General features: G+C 52.3%; 18 protein-coding genes. 13 read left to right on the forward strand and 5 right to left on the reverse strand.

Annotated features, from left to right (window positions below):
- Positions 1-26: 26 nt before the first annotated feature.
- Genes Q4491_RS11600 through Q4491_RS11610 form a run of 3 tightly spaced genes read right to left on the reverse strand, consistent with a single transcriptional unit; the run spans position 27 to position 3,458 of the window.
- Entirely contained in the window at positions 27-1,262 is a 1,236-nt protein-coding gene (locus Q4491_RS11600) for a type II secretion system F family protein (protein ID WP_303457649.1), read from the reverse strand.
- Complete coding sequence (locus Q4491_RS11605) at positions 1,262-2,962, reverse strand: GspE/PulE family protein (protein WP_303457651.1); 1,701 nt, start codon at positions 2,960-2,962, stop codon at positions 1,262-1,264. Before Q4491_RS11605 ends, Q4491_RS11600 begins: the two co-directional genes overlap by 1 nt.
- A 1-nt stretch (position 2,963) precedes the next feature.
- Complete coding sequence (locus tag Q4491_RS11610; protein ID WP_272872727.1) at positions 2,964-3,458, reverse strand: prepilin-type N-terminal cleavage/methylation domain-containing protein; 495 nt, start codon at positions 3,456-3,458, stop codon at positions 2,964-2,966.
- Between the two features lie 421 nt (positions 3,459-3,879).
- Between Q4491_RS11610 and glpT the strand changes: the two genes are divergently transcribed.
- Both glpT and glpQ read left to right on the forward strand, forming a co-directional pair.
- Positions 3,880-5,241, forward strand: coding sequence for a glycerol-3-phosphate transporter (glpT, locus tag Q4491_RS11615; protein ID WP_192015806.1), 1,362 nt, complete (start codon positions 3,880-3,882; stop codon positions 5,239-5,241).
- A 95-nt stretch (positions 5,242-5,336) separates the two neighbouring features.
- On the forward strand, positions 5,337-6,395 hold the full coding sequence (gene glpQ, locus Q4491_RS11620) for a glycerophosphodiester phosphodiesterase (RefSeq protein WP_303457654.1): 1,059 nt from the start codon (positions 5,337-5,339) through the stop codon (positions 6,393-6,395).
- A gap of 69 nt (positions 6,396-6,464) precedes the next feature.
- On the opposite strand, the gene nadC is transcribed toward glpQ, so the two are convergent.
- Positions 6,465-7,361, reverse strand: coding sequence for a carboxylating nicotinate-nucleotide diphosphorylase (gene nadC / locus Q4491_RS11625; RefSeq protein WP_218384320.1), 897 nt, complete (start codon positions 7,359-7,361; stop codon positions 6,465-6,467).
- A 148-nt stretch (positions 7,362-7,509) separates the two neighbouring features.
- Here nadC and ampD point away from each other — a divergent pair, with 148 nt between their 5' ends.
- From ampD to lpdA, 5 genes are all read left to right on the forward strand, one after another.
- Positions 7,510-8,064, forward strand: a complete 555-nt coding sequence (gene ampD / locus Q4491_RS11630) for a 1,6-anhydro-N-acetylmuramyl-L-alanine amidase AmpD (protein WP_192015803.1) — start codon at positions 7,510-7,512, stop codon at positions 8,062-8,064.
- 321 nt (positions 8,065-8,385) lie between these two features.
- Entirely contained in the window at positions 8,386-9,159 is a 774-nt protein-coding gene (gene pdhR, locus Q4491_RS11635) for a pyruvate dehydrogenase complex transcriptional repressor PdhR (protein WP_027253657.1), read from the forward strand.
- Between the two features lie 101 nt (positions 9,160-9,260).
- Positions 9,261-11,924 carry a pyruvate dehydrogenase (acetyl-transferring), homodimeric type gene (gene aceE, locus Q4491_RS11640; protein WP_192015802.1) on the forward strand — a complete coding sequence of 888 codons (2,664 nt, stop codon included), beginning with the start codon at positions 9,261-9,263 and terminating at the stop codon, positions 11,922-11,924.
- Between the two features lie 13 nt (positions 11,925-11,937).
- Complete coding sequence (gene aceF / locus Q4491_RS11645; protein WP_303457660.1) at positions 11,938-13,839, forward strand: pyruvate dehydrogenase complex dihydrolipoyllysine-residue acetyltransferase; 1,902 nt, start codon at positions 11,938-11,940, stop codon at positions 13,837-13,839.
- A gap of 187 nt (positions 13,840-14,026) precedes the next feature.
- Positions 14,027-15,451 carry a dihydrolipoyl dehydrogenase gene (lpdA, locus tag Q4491_RS11650; RefSeq protein ID WP_192015800.1) on the forward strand — a complete coding sequence of 475 codons (1,425 nt, stop codon included), beginning with the start codon at positions 14,027-14,029 and terminating at the stop codon, positions 15,449-15,451.
- Between the two features lie 211 nt (positions 15,452-15,662).
- Here the strand turns inward: lpdA and Q4491_RS11655 are convergent, their stop codons facing one another.
- Positions 15,663-17,576 (reverse strand): methyl-accepting chemotaxis protein, encoded by a 1,914-nt coding sequence (locus Q4491_RS11655; RefSeq protein ID WP_303457663.1) that lies wholly within the window; start codon positions 17,574-17,576, stop codon positions 15,663-15,665.
- 115 nt (positions 17,577-17,691) lie between these two features.
- Between Q4491_RS11655 and Q4491_RS11660 the strand changes: the two genes are divergently transcribed.
- The 6 genes from Q4491_RS11660 to Q4491_RS11685 all read left to right on the forward strand — a co-directional run bounded on the left by Q4491_RS11660 (position 17,692) and on the right by Q4491_RS11685 (position 26,435).
- On the forward strand, positions 17,692-19,950 hold the full coding sequence (locus Q4491_RS11660) for a patatin-like phospholipase family protein (protein WP_303457665.1): 2,259 nt from the start codon (positions 17,692-17,694) through the stop codon (positions 19,948-19,950).
- 215 nt (positions 19,951-20,165) lie between these two features.
- Complete coding sequence (acnB, locus tag Q4491_RS11665) at positions 20,166-22,763, forward strand: bifunctional aconitate hydratase 2/2-methylisocitrate dehydratase (protein WP_192015905.1); 2,598 nt, start codon at positions 20,166-20,168, stop codon at positions 22,761-22,763.
- Between the two features lie 333 nt (positions 22,764-23,096).
- Positions 23,097-23,465 carry a YacL family protein gene (locus Q4491_RS11670; RefSeq protein WP_192015797.1) on the forward strand — a complete coding sequence of 123 codons (369 nt, stop codon included), beginning with the start codon at positions 23,097-23,099 and terminating at the stop codon, positions 23,463-23,465.
- A gap of 193 nt (positions 23,466-23,658) precedes the next feature.
- Positions 23,659-23,997 (forward strand): P-II family nitrogen regulator, encoded by a 339-nt coding sequence (locus Q4491_RS11675; protein ID WP_120513354.1) that lies wholly within the window; start codon positions 23,659-23,661, stop codon positions 23,995-23,997.
- Between the two features lie 29 nt (positions 23,998-24,026).
- The gene (locus tag Q4491_RS11680; protein ID WP_192015796.1) at positions 24,027-25,256 is read left to right on the forward strand and encodes an ammonium transporter; all 1,230 of its coding nucleotides are present in this window, start codon (positions 24,027-24,029) and stop codon (positions 25,254-25,256) included.
- A 165-nt stretch (positions 25,257-25,421) separates the two neighbouring features.
- Complete coding sequence (locus tag Q4491_RS11685) at positions 25,422-26,435, forward strand: Fe(3+) ABC transporter substrate-binding protein (RefSeq protein WP_192015795.1); 1,014 nt, start codon at positions 25,422-25,424, stop codon at positions 26,433-26,435.
- Positions 26,436-26,571 lie beyond the last annotated feature (136 nt).

Genomic DNA, 26,571 nt, shown 5'->3' on the forward strand with positions numbered 1-26,571 from the left:
TCAGTAGCGAGCCGCAGGCAAATAACTCAGCCAACGGCTTTCATCAGATCAAACACGGGCAAGTACATGGCCAGCAGCAAGGTACCGATAATTATCCCTATGACAAGTATCAGCACAGGCTCGAGCAGGGTTGTCAGCGTTTTCAACTGCTGTGACAGTGCATTGTCATAGTAAGCCGCCAGCTCGAACAGCAGAGTATCTATTTTCCCGGTTTCTTCACCGACCATGATGAGCTGTATCAGACGTTCAGGAACAAGGGCGCGCCGTTTGCCCATCCCTTGCCGGATTGCGGAGTGGAGCGGTTGCCCGCCGGCGACCAGCCGGGCAGCCTGACGGTAGGTGTGCTCCAGCACTCTGTTACCACAGGTGCTCGCGGCAAGATTCAGCCCGTCCAGCAAAGGGACTCCGGCCTGAAAAGTGGTGCCCAATGTGCGGGTGAATCGCGCTTGCGCTGCCAGATGCAGGCAGGTGCCTGCTAGTGGAAACAGCAGTGCTACGTGGTGAAAACGGTATTGCCAGCGCAGGCTGCGGCGATACTGCCAGCGGCAGAGTCCGGTTATCAGGGCCACGCTGGCCATAAGTTGCAGGCTGTACCGGCCGGCGTAGTCCGACAGCGTCAGCACTGCACGGGTCAACCAGGGGAGCTGGTGGCCCATGGTGGCAAACAATCCGGCAAATTGCGGAATGATCCACACCAACATCAGGGCAGTTACTGCCATGGCCACCACACAAACTGCAGCAGGGTAGAGCAGGGTATGGAACAGGGTACGCTGCAGCTGATGATACTGTTCGCGGTACGAGGCAATCTGTTCGAGAATTTGCGGCAGTTGCCCTGCGAACTCACCGGCTTTGAGCAGGCTGGTGACTATGGCATCGCAACAGGGTGTGTGGCGGGCAACGGCTTCAGAGAGCGGGGTGCCGGATGTGACCTGCTGCTGGATACGGTTCAGTATGGCGGCGGCTTCCATCCGGCTCTGCTCTTTGGTCAGAATGGCCAGCGCTGCGCTCAGCGGCAGAGAAGCACTCAGTAAGCTGGCTAGCTGCCGGAACATGTTGGTCAGATCCTGCTGCCGGAAACGATGACGGCGATAGATTAGCCAGCCGGGTCTGATGCGGCGGATGGACTGAGGTGTAATCGATTGAATGCGAAGGGAGTCTTCGATCTCTCCGGGCTGGAAAGCGACACGCACGCCGCTGACGCTGCGACCATTGCTCTGGCGTCCTCGCCACCGAAAGTAACCTAATCGTTCTGCCGGTACCATCAGGCGCTCCCGGCATCCGGCTGCAGACTGTCACATGCCAGCACCCGCTGCAGCTCGCTCAGGCTGGTGAGGCCCTGACAGAGCAAACGGATCCCGGCCTGCTCCAGTGACAAGCCGTCAGCCTGCTCAGTCATAAAATCGTAAAGCGCGGCTTCACTTAACGGGTTTGTCTGGCTGGCTTTGCAAGATACCAGTTCAAACAACCCGGTTCTGCCTAAGTAGCCCTGATTACAGTGCTCACACCCCTGAGGGTTGGCGGCGAACACTGGCGTTGATGCGTCTATGGCCAGTCTTTGGCGTTGGCTGATCGCTAGGTCAGTCTGTTGCTTACAGTGCGGGCACAGGCAGCGGACCAGCCGCTGGGCGATGATCAGACTGAGTGAGGCGCTGAGTTCATAAGGCGCGATCCCCAGATGCTGTAATCGGTTCAGGGTATCGGCCGCGGAGTTGGTGTGCAGGGTGGACAGAACCAGATGGCCGGTCTGCGCGGCGCGTACCGCCATGGTCGCGGTTTCCTGATCCCGGATCTCACCTATCATGATTACATCGGGATCCTGGCGCAGAAAGGTGCGCAGTGCTGTGGCAAAATCCAGCCCGATGGCGGGGTGAATGTGAAGCTGGTTGATGCCGGGTAATTGAATCTCAACCGGATCTTCCGCGGTACAAATGTTGCGGTGTTCCTTGTTCAGTAAGTTCAGGGCGGCATACAGCGACAGTGTTTTTCCGCTGCCGGTCGGGCCGGTCACCAGGATCAGGCCCTGTGGCTTAGTCAGTGCCTGCTCAAAGACATTACGCTGGCCGTCGGTATACCCCAGCCTGTGCAGCGCCAGCGGAATATGGTTGCTGTCGAGTAAGCGCAAGACGACTTTTTCTCCCCACTGCGCAGGCAGCGTCGAGACCCGCATATCTACGGTCAGATCTTGATTGAGCGGCAGCCTGAAGCGGCCGTCCTGAGGCAGGCGCCGCTCTGCTATGTTGAGTCTGGCCAGTATTTTGAGTCTGGCGGCCAGCCGGGCAGCCAAATCTGAAGGGGGAGTGGCATGAATCAGAAGCAGGCCATCGCAGCGAAACCGGATCCGGCACTGTTTTTCTAACGGCTCGATGTGAATATCAGAGGCCTGCCGCCGTACCGCATCCAGCAGCAGGTGGTTGAGATAACGGCTGACAGGGGCGTCGTCGTTGTCGGCTGCTTGTTCGCTCGGCGGAGCCTGGGCGGCTGAGAGCTGCGCTATCTCATTGTCGTTGAGGCTGGCAGTATGCAGCGTGCTGGTAATCGGGTCACCGTAAATCCGCCTGATGGCGTTTTCCAGCTGCCTGAGCGGTAAAATCACCGGTGAAATCTGATAGCCGGAGGCAAAGCGGCATTCGTCCTGACTGCGGGTATCAAAGGGGTTGGCGATTCCTAAGGTGAGCACATCCTTATCCAGTGCGAGGGGAAGCACGTTGTGTCTTTCTATCAGAGGTCTGAGGCTCAGCTTTTTACAGACCGACTGATAATCGTAATGGTGGACATCGTCCATAGGCAGTCCAGCAAGATGGGCCAGTTGTTTGGCCAGATCCCAGTCGCTGAACACCCCAGAGCTGACGATGGCCGCGATATCGTTCAGGTGATGATGGCGCATTTCGGCCAGGATTCGATCGGCTTCAGCCGGATTGATTAGGCTGGATTGCAGCAAAGTGTTGACCAGAGCGCTGCTCATATTATTGCCCCGGACAAAATTGCGACTGGTTATCACCGCTGCAAAGTGTGCGCCAGACAATGCCGTGGGCGTCGCTCTGTGGCTGTAACCGGATTTCCGCATTTGCCGGCAGGCTGCCTTTGCGCTGTCCTTCCGGAATACGCGCTACTATGGCTGCGCCGTCAGTGATGGTTGGTGTGGTCCCTGACAGGCTTGCCGTCACTGTTGAGAAAATTTCAAAACTGTCACCGTTGCTTTTGCTGAAAAGTTGTCTGGCAGGTACACCGTTACTGCCGCTTTGACAGTCGACCAGCTGGGCGGTACCTGATGTTTGCCCTGTCATCAGACATAAACTGACCGCGGTTTTCATCGCCGAGGAAGCATGCAGCATTTCAGTTGCATGGGCACGCTGGGTGTATCCCTGATAAGCCGGCATGGCAAAAGCCGCCAGTATGCTGATGATAGCCACCACTATCATCAATTCAATCAATGTAAATCCACTGTGTCTGGTCATCATGCTATCCGCCTGAAGAAACTGTGCGAATGAAAATAAGTCATGTTATTCATATGGATAGCAGTGAATCTTGGTTTCTCGGTGCTATTCAACCCCTTAGCTGTAACTGCCAGGGCTTACAACCGATCGCTGGAGGCTGCTCGAAGAAAACGGTGTCGGGCAGGCGGTATCAAGGGCCGGATTGACATTAGTCAGACTGACTTGCTCGAATGTGCTCATGGTGCGAAATGAGCATAAACACAGTGCAATTGCAGTAAATCACTTAAAAACCACTATTTTTGTTGGGTGTCTATCAAGACAATACTCAGATCACAGATAATAAATGAGCACAAACGAAAAGATTTACTTTCATCGGTTTGATGAATACGCTCACTCGCTCATTAAAAAACCATCGCAATAATCATAACAACGAGGTTCCCTCTGAATGTTTGGAATTTTCACTCCCAAAGCGCATCAGCCTCTGCTACCGGCAGACAAGGTTGACAGCACCTACAAACGGCTGCGGTGGCAGCTTTTTATTGGAATTTTTTTCGGGTATGCAGGTTATTACCTGGTACGTAAGAATTTCAGTTTGGCGATGCCATACCTGATTGAGCAGGGCTTTAGCCGTGGTGATCTGGGTGTCGCGCTGGCCGCTGTCTCTATTTCCTATGGCCTGTCGAAGTTTCTGATGGGCAGCGTGTCTGACCGCTCCGATCCGCGCTATTTCTTAAGTGCCGGCCTGCTGATGTCGTCGCTGGTGATGTTTTGCTTCGGTTTCATGCCCTGGGCAACGAGCAGCATTACCGCCATGTTTATCCTGCTGTTCCTGAACGGCTGGTTCCAGGGTATGGGCTGGCCAGCGTGCGGCCGGACTATGGTGCACTGGTGGTCCCGTAAAGAGCGGGGCGAAATTGTCTCGGTTTGGAATGTCGCTCATAACGTGGGCGGCGGCCTGATTGGCCCGCTGTTTTTGCTGGGGTTATGGGCTTTCCAGGATGACTGGCGCGCGGCCTTTTATGTACCTGCCTTTTTTGCTGCCCTGGTGGCTGTTTTCATCTGGCTGACGGTGCGTGATACGCCTCAGTCTTGCGGCCTGCCGGCGATTGAAGAATACAAAAACGATTACCCGGACGATTACGACAAGTCTCATGAAAATGAGATGTCGGCCAAAGAAATTTTCTTTAAGTACGTATTTTCTAACAAGCTGCTGTGGTCTATCGCGATTGCCAATGCCTTTGTGTACCTGATCCGTTACGGCGTACTCGACTGGGCACCTGTGTACCTGAAAGAAGCCAAGGAATTCACTGTGGATAAATCATCCTGGGCGTATTTCCTGTATGAGTGGGCCGGTATTCCGGGCACGCTGCTGTGCGGCTGGATTTCTGACAAACTGTTCAAAGGGCGCCGTGCGCCTGCCGGTATTCTGTTCATGGTGCTGGTTACTGTGGCAGTACTGGTTTACTGGTTTAACCCGGCAGGCAATCCAACTGTTGATATGCTGGCACTGATTGCGATCGGTTTCCTGATTTATGGTCCTGTGATGCTGATTGGTCTGTATGCGCTTGAACTGGCGCCGAAAAAAGCGGCGGGCACAGCGGCGGGTCTGACCGGCCTGTTTGGTTACCTGGGTGGCGCTGTCGCGGCGAATGCGGTACTGGGTTACACAGTGGATCACTTTGGCTGGGATGGCGGTTTCATCGTGCTGGTGGGCTCTTGTATCGCATCCATCATCTTCCTGATGTATGCCTTTGTCGGTGAGCGGGCGCACCATAAACAAAAAGCACGCGAACAAGCACTTGCTTAAATTCATGCTTTAATCTTTATATTATTCGGGCCGTTTCATAACTGTGACGGCCTGACTCTTTTCGGGTGTCTATGTACCAACATATGGATAATAAAATGAAACTGAACGTTATTGGCTTAACCCTGGCTGCACTGACTTACTCTTCCTTCTCTCTGGCGGATCCGCTGGTGATTGCACACCGTGGCGCGTCGGGCTACCTGCCTGAGCACACGCTGGAAGCCAAAGCAATGGCCTATGCCATGAAGCCGGACTATATCGAGCAAGACGTGGTGATGACCAAAGACGACCAACTGGTTGTTTTGCATGATCATTATCTTGATCGTGTGACAGACGTGGCGGAGCGTTATCCTGATCGTGCCCGTGCCGACGGCCGTTACTACGCGATCGATTTTACCCTGGCTGAAATTCAAGGTCTGCGTCTGACCGAAGGCTTTAATATAGATAAAGACGGCAACAAGGTGGCGGGTTTTCCTGACCGTTTCCCGTTGTGGAAGTCGTCCTTTACTGTGCCGACACTGGCGGAAGAAATTGAGCTGATCCAAGGCCTGAACAGCACGTTGGGTTACAACATAGGGATCTACCCTGAGATCAAAGCCCCCTGGTTCCACCGCCACGAAGGCAAGGATATCTCCAAGGCCTTACTGAAAGTGCTGAAAGCCTACGGCTACGACAGCAAAGACGACAAAGCTTTTGTGCAGTGTTTTGATCCGATTGAACTCAAACGCATCAATGATGAACTGATGCCGGCCATGAAGATGGATCTCAACCTGGTACAGCTGATGGCCTACACCGACTGGAACGAGACCATGGTGTATCAAGGCAAGGATGCAACGCCGTACAACTATGACTGGATGTTTGAAAAAGGCGGCATGGCAAAAGTGGCTCAGTATGCCGATGGTATCGGGCCATGGAAACCTATGCTGGTGGATGATAAATCAACCCTGGATAAGCTGATCATCCTGCCGCTGATGAAAGAAGCTAAGTCTGCCGGTCTGGTGGTTCACCCCTACACCTTCCGTGCCGATGAAGGCCGTATTGCCCCTTATGCGGATAACTTTGATGACATGCTGGACGTGTTTTATAACAAAGTGAAAGTGGATGGCGTATTCACTGACTTCCCGGACAAAGCAGTGTCTTTCCTGAACCGCGGCTAACAGGGACTCATCCTTAATAAGAAAAGGGAGCGCTCTGGCGCTCCCTTTCTGTTTCTGAATCATCTGAGCTTATTTAAAGCGCATTGACAAGTCCATGGCACGCACATGCTTGGTCAGCGCGCCGACCGAGATATAATCGACACCGGTTTCAGCAAAGTCGCGCAGTGTTTCATCGGTGACATTGCCCGACACTTCCAGAGCGACCTGTCCCTGATTTAACGCAACCGCTGCGCGCATCATATCCGTGGTGAAGTTGTCCAGCATCACGATGTCAGCACCGGCATCAATGGCCTGTTTCAGTTCATCCAGACTCTCGGTTTCCACTTCCACCGGCTTGCCCGGATTGAGCTGCCTGGCCGCCTCAACGGCTTGTCTGATCCCGCCACAGGCAATGATGTGGTTTTCTTTGATCAGATAGGCATCGAATACTCCGATACGGTGGTTGAAGCCGCCGCCACACGCAACAGCGTACTTCAGTGCGTTACGCAGGCCGGGTATGGTCTTACGGGTATCGAGCAGACGGGTTGGAGTGCCTTCCAGCAGATCGGCGTAATGTGCCACCTTAGTGGCGCAGCCGGATAAGGTCTGGATGAAGTTCATTGCATTGCGCTCGCCAGTCAGCAGAATACGCGACGGGCCCTGCAGCACGCACAGCACCTGATTGGGCTCAACCGGATCGCCGTCGCTGACCTGCCAGTCTATGGTTACTTGCTCACCCAGTTGACGGAACACTTCGTCGGCCCAGAGCTGGCCGCAGAACACCCCGGATTCACGGGTAATAATGGTGGCCGTTCCCTGGCTGTCCGCCGGGATCAGGCTGGCAGTAATGTCGCGGGCCGCATCAATCTCGCCGCCCAAATCTTCGCGCAGCGCATCGGCCACATTGCGGCGGATATCTTCGGGAAGCTGCTGGCGCAGGTAGGCCAGGCGAGACTGCGTATCATGTTTTTGTTCCGTAGGGCTCATAACTTATATACCGTGTTGGCTGAGGCTGTCGAAATGAAGCCGATCATACTGTGAGATGCTGGCAAGGGGAAGGCATTCTCGGGTTGAGTGAGAGCGTCTACAGGTTTTATCCTTAGTGTCAGGTAAATCAAGCAAACAGGCAGCAGGCATGAATTTCAGAATTAACGACCAACACTGGCTGGACAAAGTGAAACGGGTGCCTTCTCCGTTCTGTGACCGCCGGCAGGATGAAACCGATATCTCTTTGCTGGTGATACACAATATCAGCCTGCCGCCAGGGCAGTTTGGCGGTCCTTATATAGAGCAGCTTTTTACCGGACAACTGGATCCGGACGGGCACCCGTATTTTCGGGAAATTCATCAGTTACGGGTATCCGCCCATTGCCTGATCCGCCGCGATGGCGAAGTGATTCAGTTTGTGCCTTTCAATGCCAGAGCCTGGCATGCCGGTGTGTCTGAATTTGCCGGCAGAGAGAAATGCAATGATTTTTCTATCGGCATTGAACTGGAAGGCACAGATACCCTGCCATATACCCCGGAGCAGTATGACGCTCTGCGCCGACTCACCCGCATTTTGTTAGCCCGTTATCCGCAACTGTCCCGCGCCCGCATCACCGGGCATGAATTTATTGCTCCCGGCCGCAAGACCGACCCTGGACTGGCCTTTGACTGGCGGTGTTATAAAAGCGGGTTAAGTGATTAAAAAAAATTTGAGCTGTTTTACAAAAAGTGACATTTTTGTATGTGATGAAAATGTTAACAAATTGGTCTGACCATTAACTTTCTGTAGGAATCTTGTTCGCAACATGCGGGATTATGGTCTAAAGTTGCGATAATTTTTGGCTTTCATGGTCCGAATTGCGGGGATTTATTGCTCGAAGTACCATGACATGAATCAAGTTGTCGGTAGACATCCTCAATTATTTCTGTAAAATTTCTGTATATAGTTAAATTGGTATGACCAATTAACCGGTCGTAGGGTCGAACTGTAAGATAAAAAAATACAAGAAGCAGATACTAATAAATGACTTATAAGCGTATTCGCCAAGCCAAGCTCTCAGACGTCATAGAGCAAGAACTTGAGCGACTGATCCTGGAGGGGATATGGTCCCCCGGAGACCAACTGCCGCCTGAACGAGAGTTAGCGCGGCAGTTTGACGTTTCGCGTCCTTCGGTACGCGAAGCGATTCAACGCTTAGAAGCCAAACATCTGCTGACCCGTCGTCAGGGCGGGGGCACCTTTGTGTCGGATCAGTTATGGCAAAGCTTTTCTGATCCCCTGCTGGACTTACTGGCAGCCCATCCTGAAACACAGCTCGATTTACTCGAATCCCGCCATGCCCTTGAAGGGCTGGCTGCTTACTATGCCGCTCTTCGCGGCAATGAAGACGATTTCGACCGTATCCGCGCCTGTCACAGCCGGATACAGGAAGCCCAGCAACAGGGTGATCTCAAGTCTGAAGCTGCCGCTGTGATGCAGTATCTGATTGCGGTGACCGAATCCGCTCATAATCTGGTACTGCTGCATATCATCCGCAGTCTCGCCCCCTTGCTGGAACAAAACGTATTACAAAACTTTGAACTCCTGAACCGTCGCCCAGAGGTGGTGGAGAAGGTGAGCAAACACCGAGCCGATATTGTGCATGCGATCGTTTCCGGGCAGCCGGAAATGGCGCGTGAAGCATCGCATGCACATTTGGCTTATATCGAGGAAACATTGTTGGATTTAACGCTTGAAGATAGCAGACGTGAACGCTCTCTTCGCAGGATTCAACAACGCAAGGACGGGCTGGATTAATACTTCCCTCATATAAGCCGAGGTCGGTATCAAACAGTCGCGACATTGTTAGGGGCGATAAAACCCTGGTTTTGTAGAATATCAACGAAAGGATAGATCGCATGTCTGAAGTCATGAAGCATGACGTGGACGCACTGGAGACTCAAGAATGGCTAGCAGCCCTGGAGTCCGTCGTTCGTGAAGAAGGTGTAGAGCGCGCACAGTACCTGCTGGAGCAAGTGCTGGAAAAAGCGCGTCTGGGTGGAGTAGACATGCCAACGGGCATTACCACTAACTACATCAATACCATTCCTGCAGCACAAGAGCCTGCGTATCCTGGTGATACCACTCTGGAACGTCGTATCCGTGCAATTATCCGCTGGAACGCCGTAATGATCGTACTGCGTGCCTCTAAGAAAGATCTGGAACTGGGTGGCCACATGGCTTCGTTCCAATCTTCTGCGGCTTTCTACGAAGTGTGCTTTAACCACTTCTTCCGTGCAGCTAACGAAACAGACGGCGGCGACCTGGTGTACTATCAGGGCCACATCTCTCCGGGTATCTACTCTCGTGCCTTCGTTGAAGGTCGTCTGACTGAAGAGCAACTGGATAACTTCCGTCAGGAAGTCGACGGTAAAGGTATTTCTTCTTATCCGCACCCTAAACTGATGCCTGAATTCTGGCAATTCCCAACCGTGTCTATGGGTCTGGGTCCAATCGCCTCTATCTATCAGGCGCGTTTCCTGAAGTACCTGAATGGCCGCGGTATGAAAGATACCTCTGCTCAGCGTGTGTATGCATTCCTGGGTGATGGCGAGATGGATGAGCCAGAATCACGCGGTGCGATTTCTTTTGCAGCCCGTGAGAAACTGGACAACCTGTGCTTCCTGGTTAACTGTAACCTGCAGCGTCTTGACGGCCCGGTTATGGGTAACGGCAGCATCATCCAGGAACTGGAAGGTCTGTTCAAAGGTGCAGGCTGGAACGTAGTTAAAGTAATCTGGGGTAACAACTGGGATTCTCTGCTGGCAAAAGATACCACAGGTAAACTGCTGCAGCTGATGAACGAAACCATTGACGGTGACTACCAGACGTTCAAATCCAAAGACGGCGCTTACGTGCGTGAGCACTTCTTCGGTAAATACCCTGAAACAGCAGCCCTGGTTGCTGACATGACTGACGACGAAATCTTTGCGCTGAAGCGTGGCGGTCACGAGTCATCAAAACTGTACGCGGCATTCAAAAACGCGCAAGACACCAAAGGCAAGCCAACTGTTATCCTGGCTAAAACCGTTAAAGGTTACGGCATGGGTGAAGCGGCCGAAGGTAAGAACATTGCGCACCAGGTGAAGAAAATGGACATGACCCATGTTCTGCACCTGCGCGATCGCCTGGGTCTGCAAGATCTGGTGTCTGAAGATGACGTGAAGAACCTGCCTTACCTGAAACTGGAAGAAGGTTCGAAAGAGCACGAATACCTGCACGCTCGTCGTAAAGCACTGCACGGTTACACACCTAAGCGTCTGCCGAACTTCACCCAAGAGTTCATTGTGCCTGAGCTGGCAGAGTTCAAACCGCTGCTGGAAGAGCAGAAGCGTGATATCTCAACCACTATGGGCTTTGTGCGTGCACTGAACGTGCTGCTGAAGAACAAGAACATCGGTAAGAACATCGTTCCTATTATTGCTGACGAAGCGCGTACTTTCGGTATGGAAGGCCTGTTCCGTCAAATCGGTATCTACAACCCAAGCGGTCAGACTTATACCCCTGAAGACCGTGGCGTTGTGTCTTACTACAAAGAAGACACCGCAGGTCAGGTACTGCAGGAAGGTATTAACGAGCTGGGCGCTATGTCTTCGTGGGTAGCTGCGGCGACCTCGTACAGCACCAACGACCTGCCAATGGTTCCTTTCTACATCTACTACTCTATGTTCGGCTTCCAGCGTGTTGGCGACATGGCGTGGATGGCGGGTGACCAGCAAGCACGTGGCTTCCTGCTGGGTGCAACAGCCGGTCGTACAACCCTGAACGGTGAAGGTCTGCAGCACGAAGATGGTCACAGCCACATTCTGGCCAACACTATCCCGAACTGTATCTCTTACGACCCGACGTTCGCGTACGAAGTGGCCGTTATCATGCAAGACGGTATCCGTCGCATGTATGGCGATCAGGAAAATGTGTTCTACTACCTGACGCTGATGAACGAAAACTACGCAATGCCAGCTATGCCGGAAGGCGCTGAAGAAGGTATCCGTAAGGGTATCTACAAGCTGGAAACTTACGCGGGCGATAAAGCGAAAGTTCAGCTGATGAGCTCAGGCACCATCATGACTGAAGTACGTAAAGCCGCTCAAATCCTGAGCGACGATTACGGCATCGCGTCTGACGTCTTCTCTGTAACCTCATTCAACGAACTGGCCCGTGACGGTCAGGACGCAGAGCGTTACAACATGCTGCACCCGGAAGCTGAGCAGAAAGTCACTTACATCGCGGAAGTGATGGGTACTGAACCTGCCATTGCAGCAACTGACTACATGAAGAACTATGCGGATCAGGTGCGTGCCTTCATCCCGGCTGAATCTTATAAAGTGCTGGGTACTGATGGCTTTGGCCGTTCTGACAGCCGTGAGAACCTGCGTCGTCACTTCGAAGTGAACGCTGGCTACGTGGTTGTTGCAGCTCTGAACGAGCTGGCCAAGCGTGGTGATGTTGAGAAATCTGCTGTTGCGGAAGCAATCAAGAAATTCAACATCGATGCCGACAAGATCAACCCGCTATTCGCGTAAGAGGCAATAAATAATGGCAATCGAAATTAATGTACCTGACATCGGTGCTGATGAGGTTGAGGTTACTGAAATCCTGGTCAGCGTTGGCGACAAGGTGGAAGAAGAGCAATCTCTGATCACTGTTGAAGGCGACAAGGCTTCCATGGAAGTACCGGCTTCTCAGGCGGGTATCGTAAAAGAAATCAAAGTAGCGGAAGGCGACAAAGTGTCTACCGGTTCTTTGATCATGATCTTCGAAGCGGAGGGTGCGGCGCAAGCGGCACCTGCTCCAGCTGCAGAAGCCGCGCCTGCTGCAGCCCCTGCCGCTCCAGCCGCCGCTGAACTGAAAGAAGTTCACGTGCCGGATATCGGTGGCGACGAAGTTGAAGTCACTGAAATCATGGTGGCGGTTGGCGACAGTGTTGAAGAAGAGCAGTCTCTGATCACGGTTGAAGGCGACAAGGCTTCGATGGAAGTACCGGCGCCATTCGCGGGCACGGTAAAAGAAATCAAGATCGTATCCGGTGACAAAGTGTCGACGGGTTCTCTGATCATGGTCTTTGAAGTGGCAGGTTCTGGTGCAGCAGCACCGGCTCCAGCGGCTGAAGCAGCTCCTGCTCCGGCAGCAGCACCAGCCGCGGCGGCTGACAAAGAAGTGAACGTACCGGATATCGGTGGTGACGAAGTTGAAGTGACTGAAATCATGGTTGCCGTTGGCGACATGGTGGAAGAAGAGCAATCTCTGATCACAGTGGAAGGCGACAAAGCTTCAATGGAAGTGCCTGCACCATTCGCGGGTAAAGTGAAAGAAATCAAGATCGCGAGCGGCGACAAAGTCTCGACCGGCTCTCTGATCATGGTATTCGAAGTGGCTGGTGCCGCTCCGGCTGCAGCACCTGCTCCGGCAGCAGCAGCACCAGCTCCGGCGGCAGCGCCTGCAGCAGCCCCGGCTGCGAAAGCAGAAGCACCAGCAGCGACTGGCGATTTCGTTGAAAACAACGAGTACGCACACGCGTCTCCGGTTGTGCGTCGTCTGGCACGTGAATTTGGCGTGAACCTGGCGAAAGTCAAAGGGACTGGCCGTAAGAACCGCGTTCTGAAAGAAGACGTTCAGAGCTATGTGAAAGACGCGCTGAAACGCCTTGAGTCTGGTACAGCAGCTTCTGCATCCGGTAAAGGTGACGGTGCGGCACTGGGTCTGCTGCCTTGGCCGAAAGTAGATTTCAGCAAGTTCGGCGAAACGGAAGTGAAGCCGCTGTCTCGCATCAAGAAGATCTCTGGCGCCAACCTGCACCGTAACTGGGTGATGATCCCGCATGTTACTCAGTGGGATGACGCAGACATCACAGCGCTGGAAGCTTTCCGTAAAGAGCAGAATGCGATTGAAGCGAAGAAAGACACAGGCATGAAGATCACCCCGCTGGTGTTCATCATGAAAGCTGTTGCCAAGTCTCTGGAAGCCTTCCCGGCGTTCAACTCTTCTCTGTCTGACGACGGTGAGAGCCTGATCCTGAAGAAATACGTTAACATCGGTATCGCGGTAGATACACCAAACGGTCTGGTTGTGCCTGTGTTCAAAGACGTGAACAAGAAAGGCATCTACGAGCTGTCTGAAGAGCTGATGGTGGTCTCTAAGAAAGCCCGTGCCGGTAAACTGACGGCTGCTGACATGCAGGGCGGCTGCTTCACTATCTCAAGCCTGGGTGGCCTGGGTGGTACGGCATTCACTCCAATCGTGAATGCCCCTGAAGTGGGCATCCTGGGTGTGTCTAAGTCTGAGATGAAACCAGTATGGAACGGCAAGGACTTCGAACCTCGCCTGATGCTGCCGCTGTCACTGTCTTACGATCACCGTGTGATCGACGGTGCTGAAGGTGCACGCTTCATTACTTACCTGAACGGCATGCTGTCCGACATTCGTCGTCTGGTGCTGTAAAAGGTGTGACCCGAGATTCCTTGCCCGTATGAACGGGCAAGGAATTGTTGCCTGGCTCACAGGGAATGCCATTTTCCTTTTCAGGGTGATAACAGGTCTGTAAACTGTTGCGCGGTCTGAAAATAAAAAAATAACGCATTCTGCCTTACAGCCAGTTAGGGATAGATGACTTACAACGAGGTCAATAATGAGTAAAGAAATTAAAGCCCAGGTCGTAGTTCTAGGCTCAGGTCCTGCCGGTTACTCTGCCGCTTTCCGTTGCGCAGACTTAGGTCTGGAAACGGTTCTGATTGAAAAATACAGCACTCTTGGTGGCGTGTGTCTGAACGTGGGTTGTATCCCATCGAAAGCACTGCTGCACGTGGCGAAAGTCATCGAAGAAGCTAAAGCCATGGCCGATCACGGCGTGGTATTTGGTGAGCCACAAACCGATATCAACAAGATCCGCATCTGGAAAGATAAAGTCATCAACCAACTGACCGGTGGTCTGGGTGGTATGGCGAAAATGCGTAAAGTGACTGTCGTGAACGGCTACGGTAAATTTACCGATCCGAACACTATCGTTGTAGAAGGCGAAGAAGCCACTACGGTGAAATTTGACAACGCTATCATCGCAGCCGGTTCCCGTCCGATTGAACTGCCTTTCATCCCACATGAAGATCCGCGTATCTGGGACTCAACAGACGCGCTGGAACTGAAAGAAGTACCAGAAAAACTGCTGGTCATGGGCGGCGGTATCATTGGTCTGGAAATGGGTACTGTGTATGACGCACTGGGCTCTCAGATCGACGTCGTTGAAATGTTTGATCAGGTGATCCCTGCGGCAGACAAAGACATCATCAAAGTCTTCACCAAGCGTATCAGCAAGAAGTTCAACCTGATGCTGGAGACCAAAGTGACTGCGGTTGAAGCGAAGGAAGACGGCATTTACGTGTCAATGGAAGGCAAGAAAGCACCGGCTGAGCCTGTTCGTTACGACGCGGTTCTGGTGGCGATCGGCCGTACACCAAACGGTAAGCTGATCGACGCTGAGAAAGCGGGCGTGGCGGTTGATGAGCGTGGTTTCATCAACACCGACAAGCAAATGCGTACCAACGTGCCACACATCTTCGCGATTGGCGATGTGGTGGGTCAGCCAATGCTGGCACACAAAGGTGTGCACGAAGGTCACGTAGCGGCAGAAGTGATTGCCGGTAAGAAGCATTACTTCGACCCGAAAGTGATTCCTTCAATTGCTTATACTGAGCCTGAAGTTGCCTGGGTGGGTAAGACAGAGAAAGAAGCGAAAGCAGAAGGCATCAACTACGAAGTTGCTACTTTCCCATGGGCCGCTTCTGGCCGTGCGATCGCGTCTGACTGTGCTGACGGCATGACCAAGATGATCTTCGACAAAGACACTAACCGTGTTATCGGTGGTGCTATCGTAGGTACTAACGGCGGTGAACTGCTGGGCGAAATCGGTCTGGCAATCGAGATGGGCTGTGATGCCGAAGACATCGCACTGACTATCCATGCTCACCCGACTCTGCACGAGTCTGTGGGTCTGGCTGCGGAAGTGTTCGAAGGTTCGATCACTGACCTGCCAAACGCCAAAGCGAAGAAGAAAAAGTAATTTTTTACCTTTTCTGACTGCATGAAAAAAGCGCCCTTGAGGCGCTTTTTTACGTTTCGAACCAGAGTAATGGCATTCGGTTCCTCCCTCCTCGTAGAGGGAAACGCCAGGAAAAGGAATTCAGGCTCGCTGTTTTTGTTTCTCCCCCTCGTAGAGGGGGAGGTGAGAAGGGAGTGTTCTGGACACGGCGCTTGAAGGCATGCAGATCTGATTACTGTTTAAAGCTGCTGACCATACGCTCCAGACGGAGCGACAAAGCGTGCAGATTCTGACTGGACGTGACCATCTCATTCGCCGTGTCTGAGGTACGCTGGGTATTCTCGTTGATATCTTCGATATTGATGTTGATATCAGACACAACGGTGGACTGCTCCTCGGTTGCGGTGGCGACCTGGGTGTTTAGATCGGAAATCTGCAGGATCTGATCGTTGATGAGCAGCAGTGCTTTGGTGGCATCATCAGCGGCCTGGGTGCCGGCTTCGGTTAATTGCTGGCTGTTCTGCATCGCCTGGACGGCGTGTTGCGCTTCCTGCTGCAGGCGGTTAATCATGGTCTGGATTTCATCGGTTGAGGCCGCAGTGCGGCTGGCCAGGTTACGTACCTCGTCGGCGACCACGGCAAAGCCCCGTCCTTGTTCGCCGGCCCGCGCAGCTTCAATCGCGGCATTGAGTGCCAGCAGGTTGGTCTGCTCGGAGACGCCGCGAATCACTTCCAGAATACCGCCAATGGCGACGGTATTATCTGCCAGTGTCGTGACCACTTTTGCCATGTTGTGCATATCGCCGGCCAACTGTTCAATGCTGTCCTGGGCGCTCTGGACCACTTGCTGACCATTGCTGGTGGCCGAGGTGGCCTGCGAAGCGGATTCCGCCGCATAAGCCGCATTACCGGCAATTTCATTGACGGTGGCGCCCATCTGATTAATGGCTGTGACCACCTGCAGGGTACGATCACGCTGATTCTGGCTGTGATCCAGTGTGGCTTGTGCCTGAGCAGAGACTTGCTCGGCGGCCTCACGGAGCTCTGTGCCCGTGGCAGCGACGTCGACAACCAGTGCATGGATCTTGCTGGCAAAGGCATTGAAACCATTGGCCAGTTCAGCAATTTCGTCTTTACCTGACACAGGAATGCGTCGGCTCAGATCGCCATCACCTTCGCCCAGTTCGCGGAAGGTATCAGCGGCCTGGCGGATCGGCCGGGTGATGGTCTGGCTCAGGTATACCGCCAGGCCAATAAATGCCAGGGTGGTCAGGACAGCCAGAAGCATCACATAATTGCGGGTCTCATTTAACTGGGCAAACACTTCTTGTTCAGGCACCTGAGCAATCACAAACCAGTCCATCGCCGGAATATAGCTGGAAGCCAGCAGCAGCTTCTGACCCTGGTAATGGGCGGTAAACAGATTGAAAGGGCTCTTTTCCAGTAACACCCGGCTGTCGGAACCAAAGCGATCGGTAAAAGGCGTTTTTTCCGGGTTGCGGTTGTTCGGATCAAGCTGCACCACGCCGCGTGCATCCGTCAGTACCACAAAGCCGGTTTGCTCCAGTTTGAACTGCGAGAGCAGATTAGCCATATCATTGAATGAGCGGGAAAAGCCGGACATTCCTGTGCCGTTCAGCTGCTGGTAATTGACAAAAAGTTTCAGCTCACCGTTCGCTTCCCTGAACACCTGGGTCATTCTTGACTTGTTGCTATCACGGAAGTTGTAGAACCAGCTATCCTGAGTACGATTCAGGCGGCGCAGGAATCCGTTCTGGTTCCAGTAATCCCCGGTTTCCCGGTTGGCAATAGAGGCATCGTTCAGACCATACTGGCGCTTGAGGCTGTTGAGCTGGTCAATAAGCTGCTGTTCGTCGGCGGCGCTGACAGGCTGCGCCAGCAGGTTTAGCATGGCCGTATTGTTTGCCAGCTGTTCAGTGGCGTTTTGCAGCAGCCTGACTTCTGATTCCACTTGTCCGCTGAACTGGGCCAGCCGGGTAGGCAGTTCATTGCTGAGCAGTCGCGACTGAATAATGTCCTGCGAGGTGCTGAGACTGAGGTAACTGACTAATGCGCTTGAGGCAATGACGGCTATGCTCATTGCCAGTGTAAGTTTTTGCCTGATGGAAAGCTGCTTGAGGTTCATGCATCAATTCTCTGTTGCTACCGGGATTTCTGCGGTATAAGTGTGCGAATTAATTGTTTTTTTTAGCCGGTGTCACCCACATCGGCTCAGTGATCAACATGGTGTTTTTAAAGGGATGTTTCGTTTTTTTGCATTATTTATTGTGATATCGGCCGTATTTACTTCAGCTTTAGTGAAAGCGGAGCAAAAAAATGCTGATCGCCTGAAGGTCGGACTTGTCCTCGGCGGTGGCGGTGCCAAAGGGGCGGCCCATGTCGGGGTGCTGAAGGCGCTGGAAGAGCTGCAGATCCCGGTGGATTACATTGTGGGGACCAGCATGGGCGCTTATGTCGGGGGCTTGTATGCATCGGGAATGAGCGCCGATGAGGTTGAAGCCATCCTCAATACCGTGGACTGGGAGTCGGGTTATGAAGACAGGGTGCAGCGCAGTGAGCGGCGGGTTCGTGAAAAGCAGCAAGAGGACAGGTTCCAGATAGTCATGGATCTGGGGTTTAAATTCTGGGAGATCAAAGTGCCGAAAGGGTTTGTACAGGGACAAACCATGGGCGAGATACTGCGTACCACATCCGGCAATTTGCCCTGGATGGCCAGCTTTGATGCCTTGCCTGTACCATACCGTGCGGTTGCCACTGATATTGAAAATCTTAAACCCGTTGTGTTGTCCGGTGGCGATCTGGCTGAGGCGATGCAGGCGAGTATGTCTGTTCCCGGTTTGCTGCCGCCTGTGATGCTGGAAGGTAAATTGCTGGTGGATGGCGGCATCACTAATAATCTGCCCATCTCTGTGGTGAAGGAGATGGGCGCCGATCTGGTGATCGCGGTTGATATCAGTAACGATTTCAAAACTGCCGATGAGCTGAGCGACTACCTGGTGGTCATGGATCAGCTGACCGATTTTATGGTGCGGGATAATTCTGCCCGGCAGGAAGCACAGTTGTCCGATACCGACCTGTTGCTGCGTCCTGATGTCAGGGGCATCAGCACCACAGACTTTCACCGCATGCCGGAAGCCTTTGACAGCGGTTATCACAGTGTTCAGGCTGTGCGCTTCCAGCTGTCAGAACTCGGCAACGCCAGTATTTATCAGACATATATTGATTACAAACAGACTGCCCGGCGCGAGCTGGAATTTTTGGAAGAAGGCCGGATCGACGAAATTGAATTGCTCAACAACAGTCCTTATGCCGATGAAGTCTTGTTAGAGCGGCTGCAACTGAAACCCGGCATGAAGGTAAATACCGAGCAGCTGGAGCAAAGTGTGCGCGATCTGTATGCGCTGGACAGGTTTGAACGGGTAGATTACAGGTTTGAGCGTTTAGGCAATCGCCATATATTGATCTTTGAAGTGAAGGCCAAGAGCTGGGGGCCCAACTTTATCGACATGCGCTTCGCCTTAGAAGATGATTTTGCCAATAATACCGACTTCTCCATTGGGTTGGGGTTAACGGCGACCGGTCTGTCAGAGAAAGGGGCTGAATGGCGCAACGAGCTCGAATATGGCTCTGATAAGCGTATCGCCAGTGAACTGTATGTGCCTTTTACCAGCGATCAGGAATGGTTCGCCGTGATGGGTATCGACTACGATGTAACCAATACCCATGTCGCTGTTTCGGGGGAAGAACCGAGCCTGAAGAACATTGATGATTTTCTCGCTGCGCGCTTCATTGATGTGAGTATCGACAGCTCACTGGGGTGGCAGCCTGCCCTTTGGCAAGAGTTCAGGCTGGGTTATCTGTTTGGCAACGGAGAGACACAATTTCCCGGTATTCTGAATTTGGGCGATCAGGATCGCAGCAGCCGGCGTCTTTATCTGAGGTACAACCTTGATACCCTGGACGATTTCACCCTGCCGAACAACGGCCACTTTTTTCTCGCCGAGATTGCCTCTTCGGATGACAGTGTGCGTTTTCAGGGTGAGCACAGTGCAGACACATCTTTGCATTTCGATTTGGGCTGGAAGGGAGCGTACACTTTTGGCCGCCATACCTTGATGGGCAAGGCGGAATACGGCAACGTGCATTCCGATGAGGATTTACGGCTAGATCCCAAAGAGCTGGGTGGTTTCCTGAATCTATCCGGCATACCGAAAAACAGTTTGTCGGGTAACAATAAAGTATTTTCTGCCCTGGTGTACCGATACCATCTGCTGGATAACGACTTTGGCCTGTTTAACTCAGCGGTGTATCTGGGGGGCTCTGTCGAATGGGGCGGCGTGTTCAATAATCCCAATCTTTCTGTCTCAGAAATACCGGGATACTATGCAGGTAGCATATTCACTGGTATTACTACGCCATTTGGGCCATTCATTCTGGCTTATGGCAGGACGGAAGAAGATTTAAGTTCTTTCTATCTGTTTTTTGGAGGAGCCCTGTAATACTGGGATTTTTCCTGTTTTGTGAATGTTGTAAAAGTCCGCCTGATTTTAATGTTTAGTTAAAAATGGTATGCTCCGTAACCGGTTTTGGTCTCTCCTGCACGTCAAAAAGGTCTGAATCAAGTCAAGCATAATGCGTGCGTGATAACCGGAGAGGGCAATCACTTCCAAGGATGTTTAGCCGGTTGGCTAAACCGAAAAATGAGGAATATGTCGTGCTTGAAGCCTACCGTAAACACGTCGAAGAGCGTGCTGCTGAAGGGATTGTCCCTAAGCCTCTGGATGCCGAGCAAACTGCTGCTCTGGTTGAACTTCTGAAAAATCCACCTGCAGGCGAAGAAGCCTTCCTGGTCGACCTGCTGGAAAACCGCATCCCGCCAGGTGTTGATGAAGCTGCATACGTGAAAGCGGGCTTTCTGGCCGCGATTACCACAGGTGAAGCGACTTCTCCCATTGTCAGCAAAGAAAAAGCGGCTGAACTGCTGGGCACCATGCAAGGTGGTTATAACATTGAGCCCCTGATCAGCCTGTTAGACAATGCCGAACTGGCACAGATTGCGGTGAAAGCCCTGTCTCATACGCTGCTGATGTTCGATGCTTTCTATGATGTCGAAGAAAAAGCAAAAGCCGGCAATGAATTCGCCAAGCAAGTGCTGCAATCCTGGGCGGATGCCGAGTGGTTCCTGTCTAAGCCTGAACTGGCTGAAAAAATTACCCTGACTGTTTTTAAAGTCACCGGTGAAACCAATACCGATGACCTGTCGCCGGCGCCTGATGCCTGGTCTCGTCCGGATATTCCTCTGCACGCGCTGGCGATGCTGAAAAATGAACGTGACGGCATTGAACCGGATCAAGCCGGTTCAGTTGGCCCGGTGAAACAAATTGAAGCCCTGAAAGAGAAAGGGCATCAGCTGGTTTACGTCGGTGATGTGGTCGGTACGGGTTCATCCCGTAAATCGGCGACTAACTCCGTACTCTGGTTCATGGGCGATGATATTCCGAATGTCCCCAATAAGCGCGCTGGCGGTTATGTGCTGGGCGGTAAGATTGCGCCTATCTTCTTTAATACTATGGAAGATGCCGGTGCACTGCCGATTGAAGTGGATGTGACGGCGCTGAACATGGGTGATGTGATCGACGTTTACCCATTCAAAGGTGAAGTGCGTCGTCACGGCAGTGATGAAGTGGTCTCTACCTTCTCGCTGAAAACCGACGTGCTGATTGATGAAGTGCGTGCCGGCGGCCGTATTCCGCTGATCATCGGCCGTGGTCTGACTGACCGTGCCCGTGAGTGTCTGGGCCTGGAAGCGTCGACGGTATTCCGTCGCCCGCAGCCAGTGGCAGATTCTGGTAAAGGGTTTACCCTGGCTCAGAAAATGGTTGGTAAAGCCTGTGGCGTTGAAGGTATCCGTCCGGGCACCTACTGTGAGCCTAAGATGACCACAGTGGGCTCTCAGGACACCACAGGTCCTATGACCCGTGATGAGCTGAAAGACTTGGCCTGCCTGGGCTTCTCTGCTGAGCTGACCATGCAGTCATTCTGTCACACCTCGGCTTATCCTAAGCCAGTTGATGTCAACACCCACCATACGCTGCCTGACTTCATCATGAACCGTGGCGGTGTCTCGCTGCGTCCTGGCGACGGTGTGATCCACTCCTGGCTGAACCGCATGCTGCTGCCTGATACTGTCGGTACCGGCGGTGACTCGCACACCCGTTTCCCTCTGGGAATTTCGTTCCCGGCCGGTTCTGGTCTGGTGGCGTTCGCTGCGGCAACCGGTGTGATGCCGCTGGATATGCCAGAGTCTATCCTGGTGCGCTTTAAGGGCGAAATGCAAGAAGGTATCACGCTGCGTGATCTGGTGCATGCCATCCCTTACTACGGTATCAAACATGGTCTGCTGACCGTAGAGAAAGCCGGTAAGATCAACGAATTCTCCGGCCGCGTGCTGGAAATTGAAGGTGTTGAGCACCTGACGGTTGAGCAGGCTTTTGAGCTGTCTGATGCCTCGGCGGAGCGCAGTGCGGCGGGTTGTACAGTAAAACTGTCGCAGGAGTCTGTGGCTGAGTATCTGGAATCCAACATTGTGATGCTGAAGTGGATGATCGCCGAAGGTTATGGTGATCGTCGTACTATTGAACGCCGTATTACTGCGATGCAGGAATGGCTGGATAATCCGTCTCTGATGGAAGCAGACAAAGACGCCGAATATGCTCACGTGATCGAAATCGATCTGGCTGAGATCAAAGAGCCAATTCTGTGTGCGCCTAACGATCCGGACGATGCACGCCTGCTGTCTGATGTGCAGGGTACGGAAATCGACGAGGTCTTCATCGGTTCCTGTATGACTAACATCGGCCATTTCCGTGCCGCCGGTAAGCTGCTGGATAAATTTGGTGGCCAGCTGAACACGCGTTTGTGGGTGGCACCACCCACTAAGATGGACCGTGATCAACTGACTGAGGAAGGTTATTACGGTATCTTCGGTCGTGCCGGTGTTCGTATTGAAACGCCGGGATGTTCGCTGTGTATGGGTAACCAGGCGCGTGTGGCTGATAAAGCAACTGTGATGTCGACCTCTACCCGTAACTTCCCGAACCGTCTGGGGACAGGTGCCAATGTGTACCTTTCTTCAGCTGAGCTGGCAGCGGTGGGTGCTATCCTGGGTCGTATCCCGACTGTGGAAGAGTACATGGAGTACGCCAAGCAGATTAATGCAACGGCAGCAGATACTTACCGTTATCTGAACTTCCACCGTATGGGTCAGTACACTAAGCGTGCGGATGAAGTGATTATCCAGGCTGCGGTGTAATCATACCCGACCAGAATAGATACTCGTGAATAAGACAGGGAGCCAGTGGCTCCCTGTCTTTTTTTTATCTTTTTATCCTTATGTCTTTTGTGTTGCGCTACGTTTCGCCGTGTGCCTTCTAAGCCTGTGGCTCGGCAAGGTTGTGAGACTTCCCACACACGCCTTATAGGCAGTTCATAGCGGCTTCAGGTTGCATTTTTACCGGGTTCCTGACAAGGTGCGCGGCGGAATTATTCCGTCTTCCTTCACTGAATGCAGTATGCGGACAATAGTTAAGTAAGATGGCGCCTGACGGCAGACACCAATCACTAATCACAATAATAAAGGGCAGGTATGGACTACGAATTTAAGAAAAACATGCTGGATGGCAGCTATCATGTGGTTTTTTCTATGGGACATGAAGCGCTTGGCCGCTGGCTGGTGGAAGAAGTGCAGGCTGATGAGGCAAAGATAGCCTTGATCCTGAATCAACTTGGTGCATTAAAGGGTACGACGAGCGAGTGGCGGTTAAGCGGGGAAGAAATGACACTGATCCTGGAGGATAACGAAGCCATTGTTCAGGCTAATTATTTGTTTTTTCAAGATGAAGAGCAGCTTGATGAAGACATGAGCCATTATGACGATGAAGCGGTTTCCTTGTGTGGATTTGAGGATCTTGAGCAAGTCTTGCATGCTTGGCGTGCATTCACTCGCGGACGATAGGCGTCAGATTCAGTGTAAATTCCTGCTTTGCTTCTTTTCGGGGAATTAACCGCACCACTATGGTGCGGTTTTTTTGTGCAATTTTTATGTTTATTAATTAAGTTAATGTTTATTAAGGCTTTTTAAAGTTGGCACGAAGCTTGTTTATTAATCTGTGTATGTTAGGGATGCACAGGTTTAAGGAGCAAGGTTAATGAAACTCATCAATGCAATAATCAAACCTTTTAAGTTGGATGATGTGCGTGAAGCGCTGGCGGACGTTGGGGTTGAGGGGATGACCGTTTCTGAGGTCAAGGGATTTGGCCGTCAGAAAGGGCACACTGAACTGTACCGCGGTGCGGAATACCAGGTTGATTTTCTGCCTAAGGTCAAGCTGGAAATTGCCACTCAGGCGGAGAACCTGGAAATCATTCTTGAGGCGATTACCAAGGCAGCACACACCGGCAAAATCGGTGACGGTAAGATTTTTGTTTACGATCTGGACCATGCGGTACGTATCCGTACCGGTGAGACAGACGCAGAAGCATTATAACAACGAGATGTGATAAGAGGACGACAACCATGGAATTATCAACAACGGTGACAGAGCTGCGTTACGCGCTCGACACATTCTTTTTCCTGATCTCAGGCGCCCTGGTCATGTGGATGGCAGCGGGTTTTGCCATGCTGGAAGCCGGTCTGGTGCGCTCAAAAAACACCACAGAAATTTTAACTAAAAACTTTTGTCTGTACGCCATTGCCTGCACCATGTACCTGATTGTGGGTTATAACATCATGTATGTGGATAACGGCGAAGGTGGCTGGCTACCTTCATTTGGTACCTTATTCGGTACTCAGGCGGAAGGGGCTGACCACTCGCTGGAATCTGACTTCTTCTTCCAGGTGGTCTTTGTCGCGACAGCCATGTCTGTGGTCTCAGGGGCTGTGGCCGAACGCATGAAGTTGTGGGCATTCCTGGTATTCTCAGTCGTTCTGACAGCTGTTATCTACCCGGTTGAAGGCTACTGGACTTGGGGCGGCGGCTTCCTGTCAGCTGCTGGCTTTAGTGACTTTGCCGGCTCAGGAATTGTGCATATGGCGGGTGCGTCTGCGGCACTGGCTGGTGTGTTGCTGCTGGGAGCCCGTAAAGGCAAATACGGCAAAAATGGAGAAATCCTGCCAATTCCCGGTTCAAACATGCCGCTGGCGACCCTGGGTACTTTTATCCTGTGGTTTGGCTGGTTCGGTTTCAACGGCGGTTCGCAACTGATGATTTCCGACTTCGAGAATGCGACGGCTGTGGGTAAAATCTTCCTCAACACCAATGCAGCAGCGGCTGCAGGTGCTATCGCCGCACTGGCAGTGTGTAAAACCACCTGGGGTAAAGCTGATTTGACCATGATTCTCAATGGTGCACTGGCGGGCCTGGTGGCGATCACCGCTGATCCGCTGTCTCCATCACCTATGTCAGCGGTTATTATCGGTGTGATTGCCGGTGCACTGGTTGTCTTTAGTATCATCGGTCTGGACAAGCTGAAAATCGATGATCCTGTCGGTGCGATTTCAGTGCACGGCGTGTGCGGTTTCTTCGGCCTGATGGTGGTACCGTTCAGCAACACAGGTGCCAGCTTTGGTGCTCAGTTACTGGGTGCGGTTGTTATCTTCGCCTGGGTATTTGGTGCGAGTCTGGCCGTATGGGCCATCCTGAAAGCTACCATGGGGATCCGTGTCAGCGAAGAGGAAGAAATGGCCGGTATGGATTTACACGACTGTGGCATAGATGCTTACCCTGAGTTTGTCAGCGTGAAGTAATTGCTTTAAAGTTGAGCTAATTCACATAATTATCAAAAACGCTGCCAGCAGGCAGCGTTTTTTTGTGTTCATTTGTTTCAACACATTGTTGACTGAAGCAGCTACAGTATAATTGAGCGATACTGATAAACGTTATCATTCATTTTTGTATTAAGGGAATGCTCAATGAAAAAACTGTTAGCTTCTGCTGTATTACTGGGGTTGTCGGCACCTCAAATGGTTCTGGCTGCCGAAGAAGTCAACGTCTACTCTCTGCGCCAGTCGTTTTTAATTGAGCCGATGCTGAAAGAATTCACAGATGAAACTGGCATTAAGGTCAACGTAAAATTTGCCAAAGATGGCATTGCTGAAAAACTGGCTCAGGAAGGCGAATACAGCCCGGCCGATGTGATTCTGACCGTTGACATCAGCCGTCTGGCAGAATTGAGTGATAAAGGCCTGGTTCAGGCCGTTGACAGTGAAGTGATCGACAAGAATGTCCCGGCTCAGTACCGCGACTCTGACGATGAGTGGTTTGGCTTGACGTTACGTACCCGCAGTGTGTACTCGTCCAGGGAGCGTGTCGGCCGTCTGCCAGCGAGTTTTGATTATCTGGATCTGGCGAAACCTGAGTGGAAAGGCAAAATCTGCACCCGTTCAGGTAAGCACCCTTACAATATTTCTCTGGTTTCTTCGATGATTGCGCATTACGGGGAAGCAGAAACCAAAACCTGGCTTGAAGGGGTAAAAGCGAACCTGGCTCGCAAACCTCAGGGTAACGACCGAGGCCAGGTGAAAGCGGTTAAAGAAGGCCTGTGTGATCTGGCAATCGGCAATAGTTACTATCTGGGTAAAATGTTAAGCGATGAAAACCAGAAAGCGTGGGCAGAAGCGGTTTACATCAATTTCCCGGGTCAGCAGGCTAACGGTACCCATGTCAATATCAGTGGTATGGCGATGGCTAAGCATGCGCCTAATAAAGCCAATGCTCAGAAACTGATGGAATTCCTGACATCAGACAAAGCTCAGCACATGTACGCTGATGTGAACTTTGAATACCCGGTTAAAGCGGGTGTCGAGCGCTCTGAGCTGGTGGCGTCCTGGGGAGATTTCAGTGCTGATACTCTGCCTCTGGAAAAGATCGCCGATTATCACAATGCAGCAACCAAATTGCTCGATGAAGTACAGTTTGATCTGTAAGTAGAAGAAAAACAGGGGTCGGTAGGCCCCTTTTTATCGATTGTCTGGTATCTTTGGGGGCGTTTTTTTTCGCGAACCGCTTGGACGCATGTGTTGCCCCTTCGTTGGGCAAGGCTTCTCTCGTGTCAGCTCAAGG

The sequence above is a fragment of the Photobacterium sp. 2_MG-2023 genome (assembly GCF_030547675.1).
Classification (GTDB): Bacteria; Pseudomonadota; Gammaproteobacteria; order Enterobacterales; family Vibrionaceae; genus Photobacterium; species Photobacterium arenosum.

Coding starts and splice junctions, on each gene's coding strand:
- Q4491_RS11600 (WP_303457649.1), bottom strand. CDS start 1,262: ATGGTACCGGCAGAACGATTAGGTTACTTTCGGTGGCGAGGACGCCAG.
- Q4491_RS11605 (WP_303457651.1), bottom strand. CDS start 2,962: ATGAGCAGCGCTCTGGTCAACACTTTGCTGCAATCCAGCCTAATCAAT.
- Q4491_RS11610 (WP_272872727.1), bottom strand. CDS start 3,458: ATGATGACCAGACACAGTGGATTTACATTGATTGAATTGATGATAGTG.
- glpT (WP_192015806.1), top strand. CDS start 3,880: ATGTTTGGAATTTTCACTCCCAAAGCGCATCAGCCTCTGCTACCGGCA.
- glpQ (WP_303457654.1), top strand. CDS start 5,337: ATGAAACTGAACGTTATTGGCTTAACCCTGGCTGCACTGACTTACTCT.
- nadC (WP_218384320.1), bottom strand. CDS start 7,361: ATGAGCCCTACGGAACAAAAACATGATACGCAGTCTCGCCTGGCCTAC.
- ampD (WP_192015803.1), top strand. CDS start 7,510: ATGAATTTCAGAATTAACGACCAACACTGGCTGGACAAAGTGAAACGG.
- pdhR (WP_027253657.1), top strand. CDS start 8,386: ATGACTTATAAGCGTATTCGCCAAGCCAAGCTCTCAGACGTCATAGAG.
- aceE (WP_192015802.1), top strand. CDS start 9,261: ATGTCTGAAGTCATGAAGCATGACGTGGACGCACTGGAGACTCAAGAA.
- aceF (WP_303457660.1), top strand. CDS start 11,938: ATGGCAATCGAAATTAATGTACCTGACATCGGTGCTGATGAGGTTGAG.
- lpdA (WP_192015800.1), top strand. CDS start 14,027: ATGAGTAAAGAAATTAAAGCCCAGGTCGTAGTTCTAGGCTCAGGTCCT.
- Q4491_RS11655 (WP_303457663.1), bottom strand. CDS start 17,576: ATGAACCTCAAGCAGCTTTCCATCAGGCAAAAACTTACACTGGCAATG.
- Q4491_RS11660 (WP_303457665.1), top strand. CDS start 17,692: ATGTTTCGTTTTTTTGCATTATTTATTGTGATATCGGCCGTATTTACT.
- Q4491_RS11670 (WP_192015797.1), top strand. CDS start 23,097: ATGGACTACGAATTTAAGAAAAACATGCTGGATGGCAGCTATCATGTG.
- Q4491_RS11675 (WP_120513354.1), top strand. CDS start 23,659: ATGAAACTCATCAATGCAATAATCAAACCTTTTAAGTTGGATGATGTG.
- Q4491_RS11680 (WP_192015796.1), top strand. CDS start 24,027: ATGGAATTATCAACAACGGTGACAGAGCTGCGTTACGCGCTCGACACA.
- Q4491_RS11685 (WP_192015795.1), top strand. CDS start 25,422: ATGAAAAAACTGTTAGCTTCTGCTGTATTACTGGGGTTGTCGGCACCT.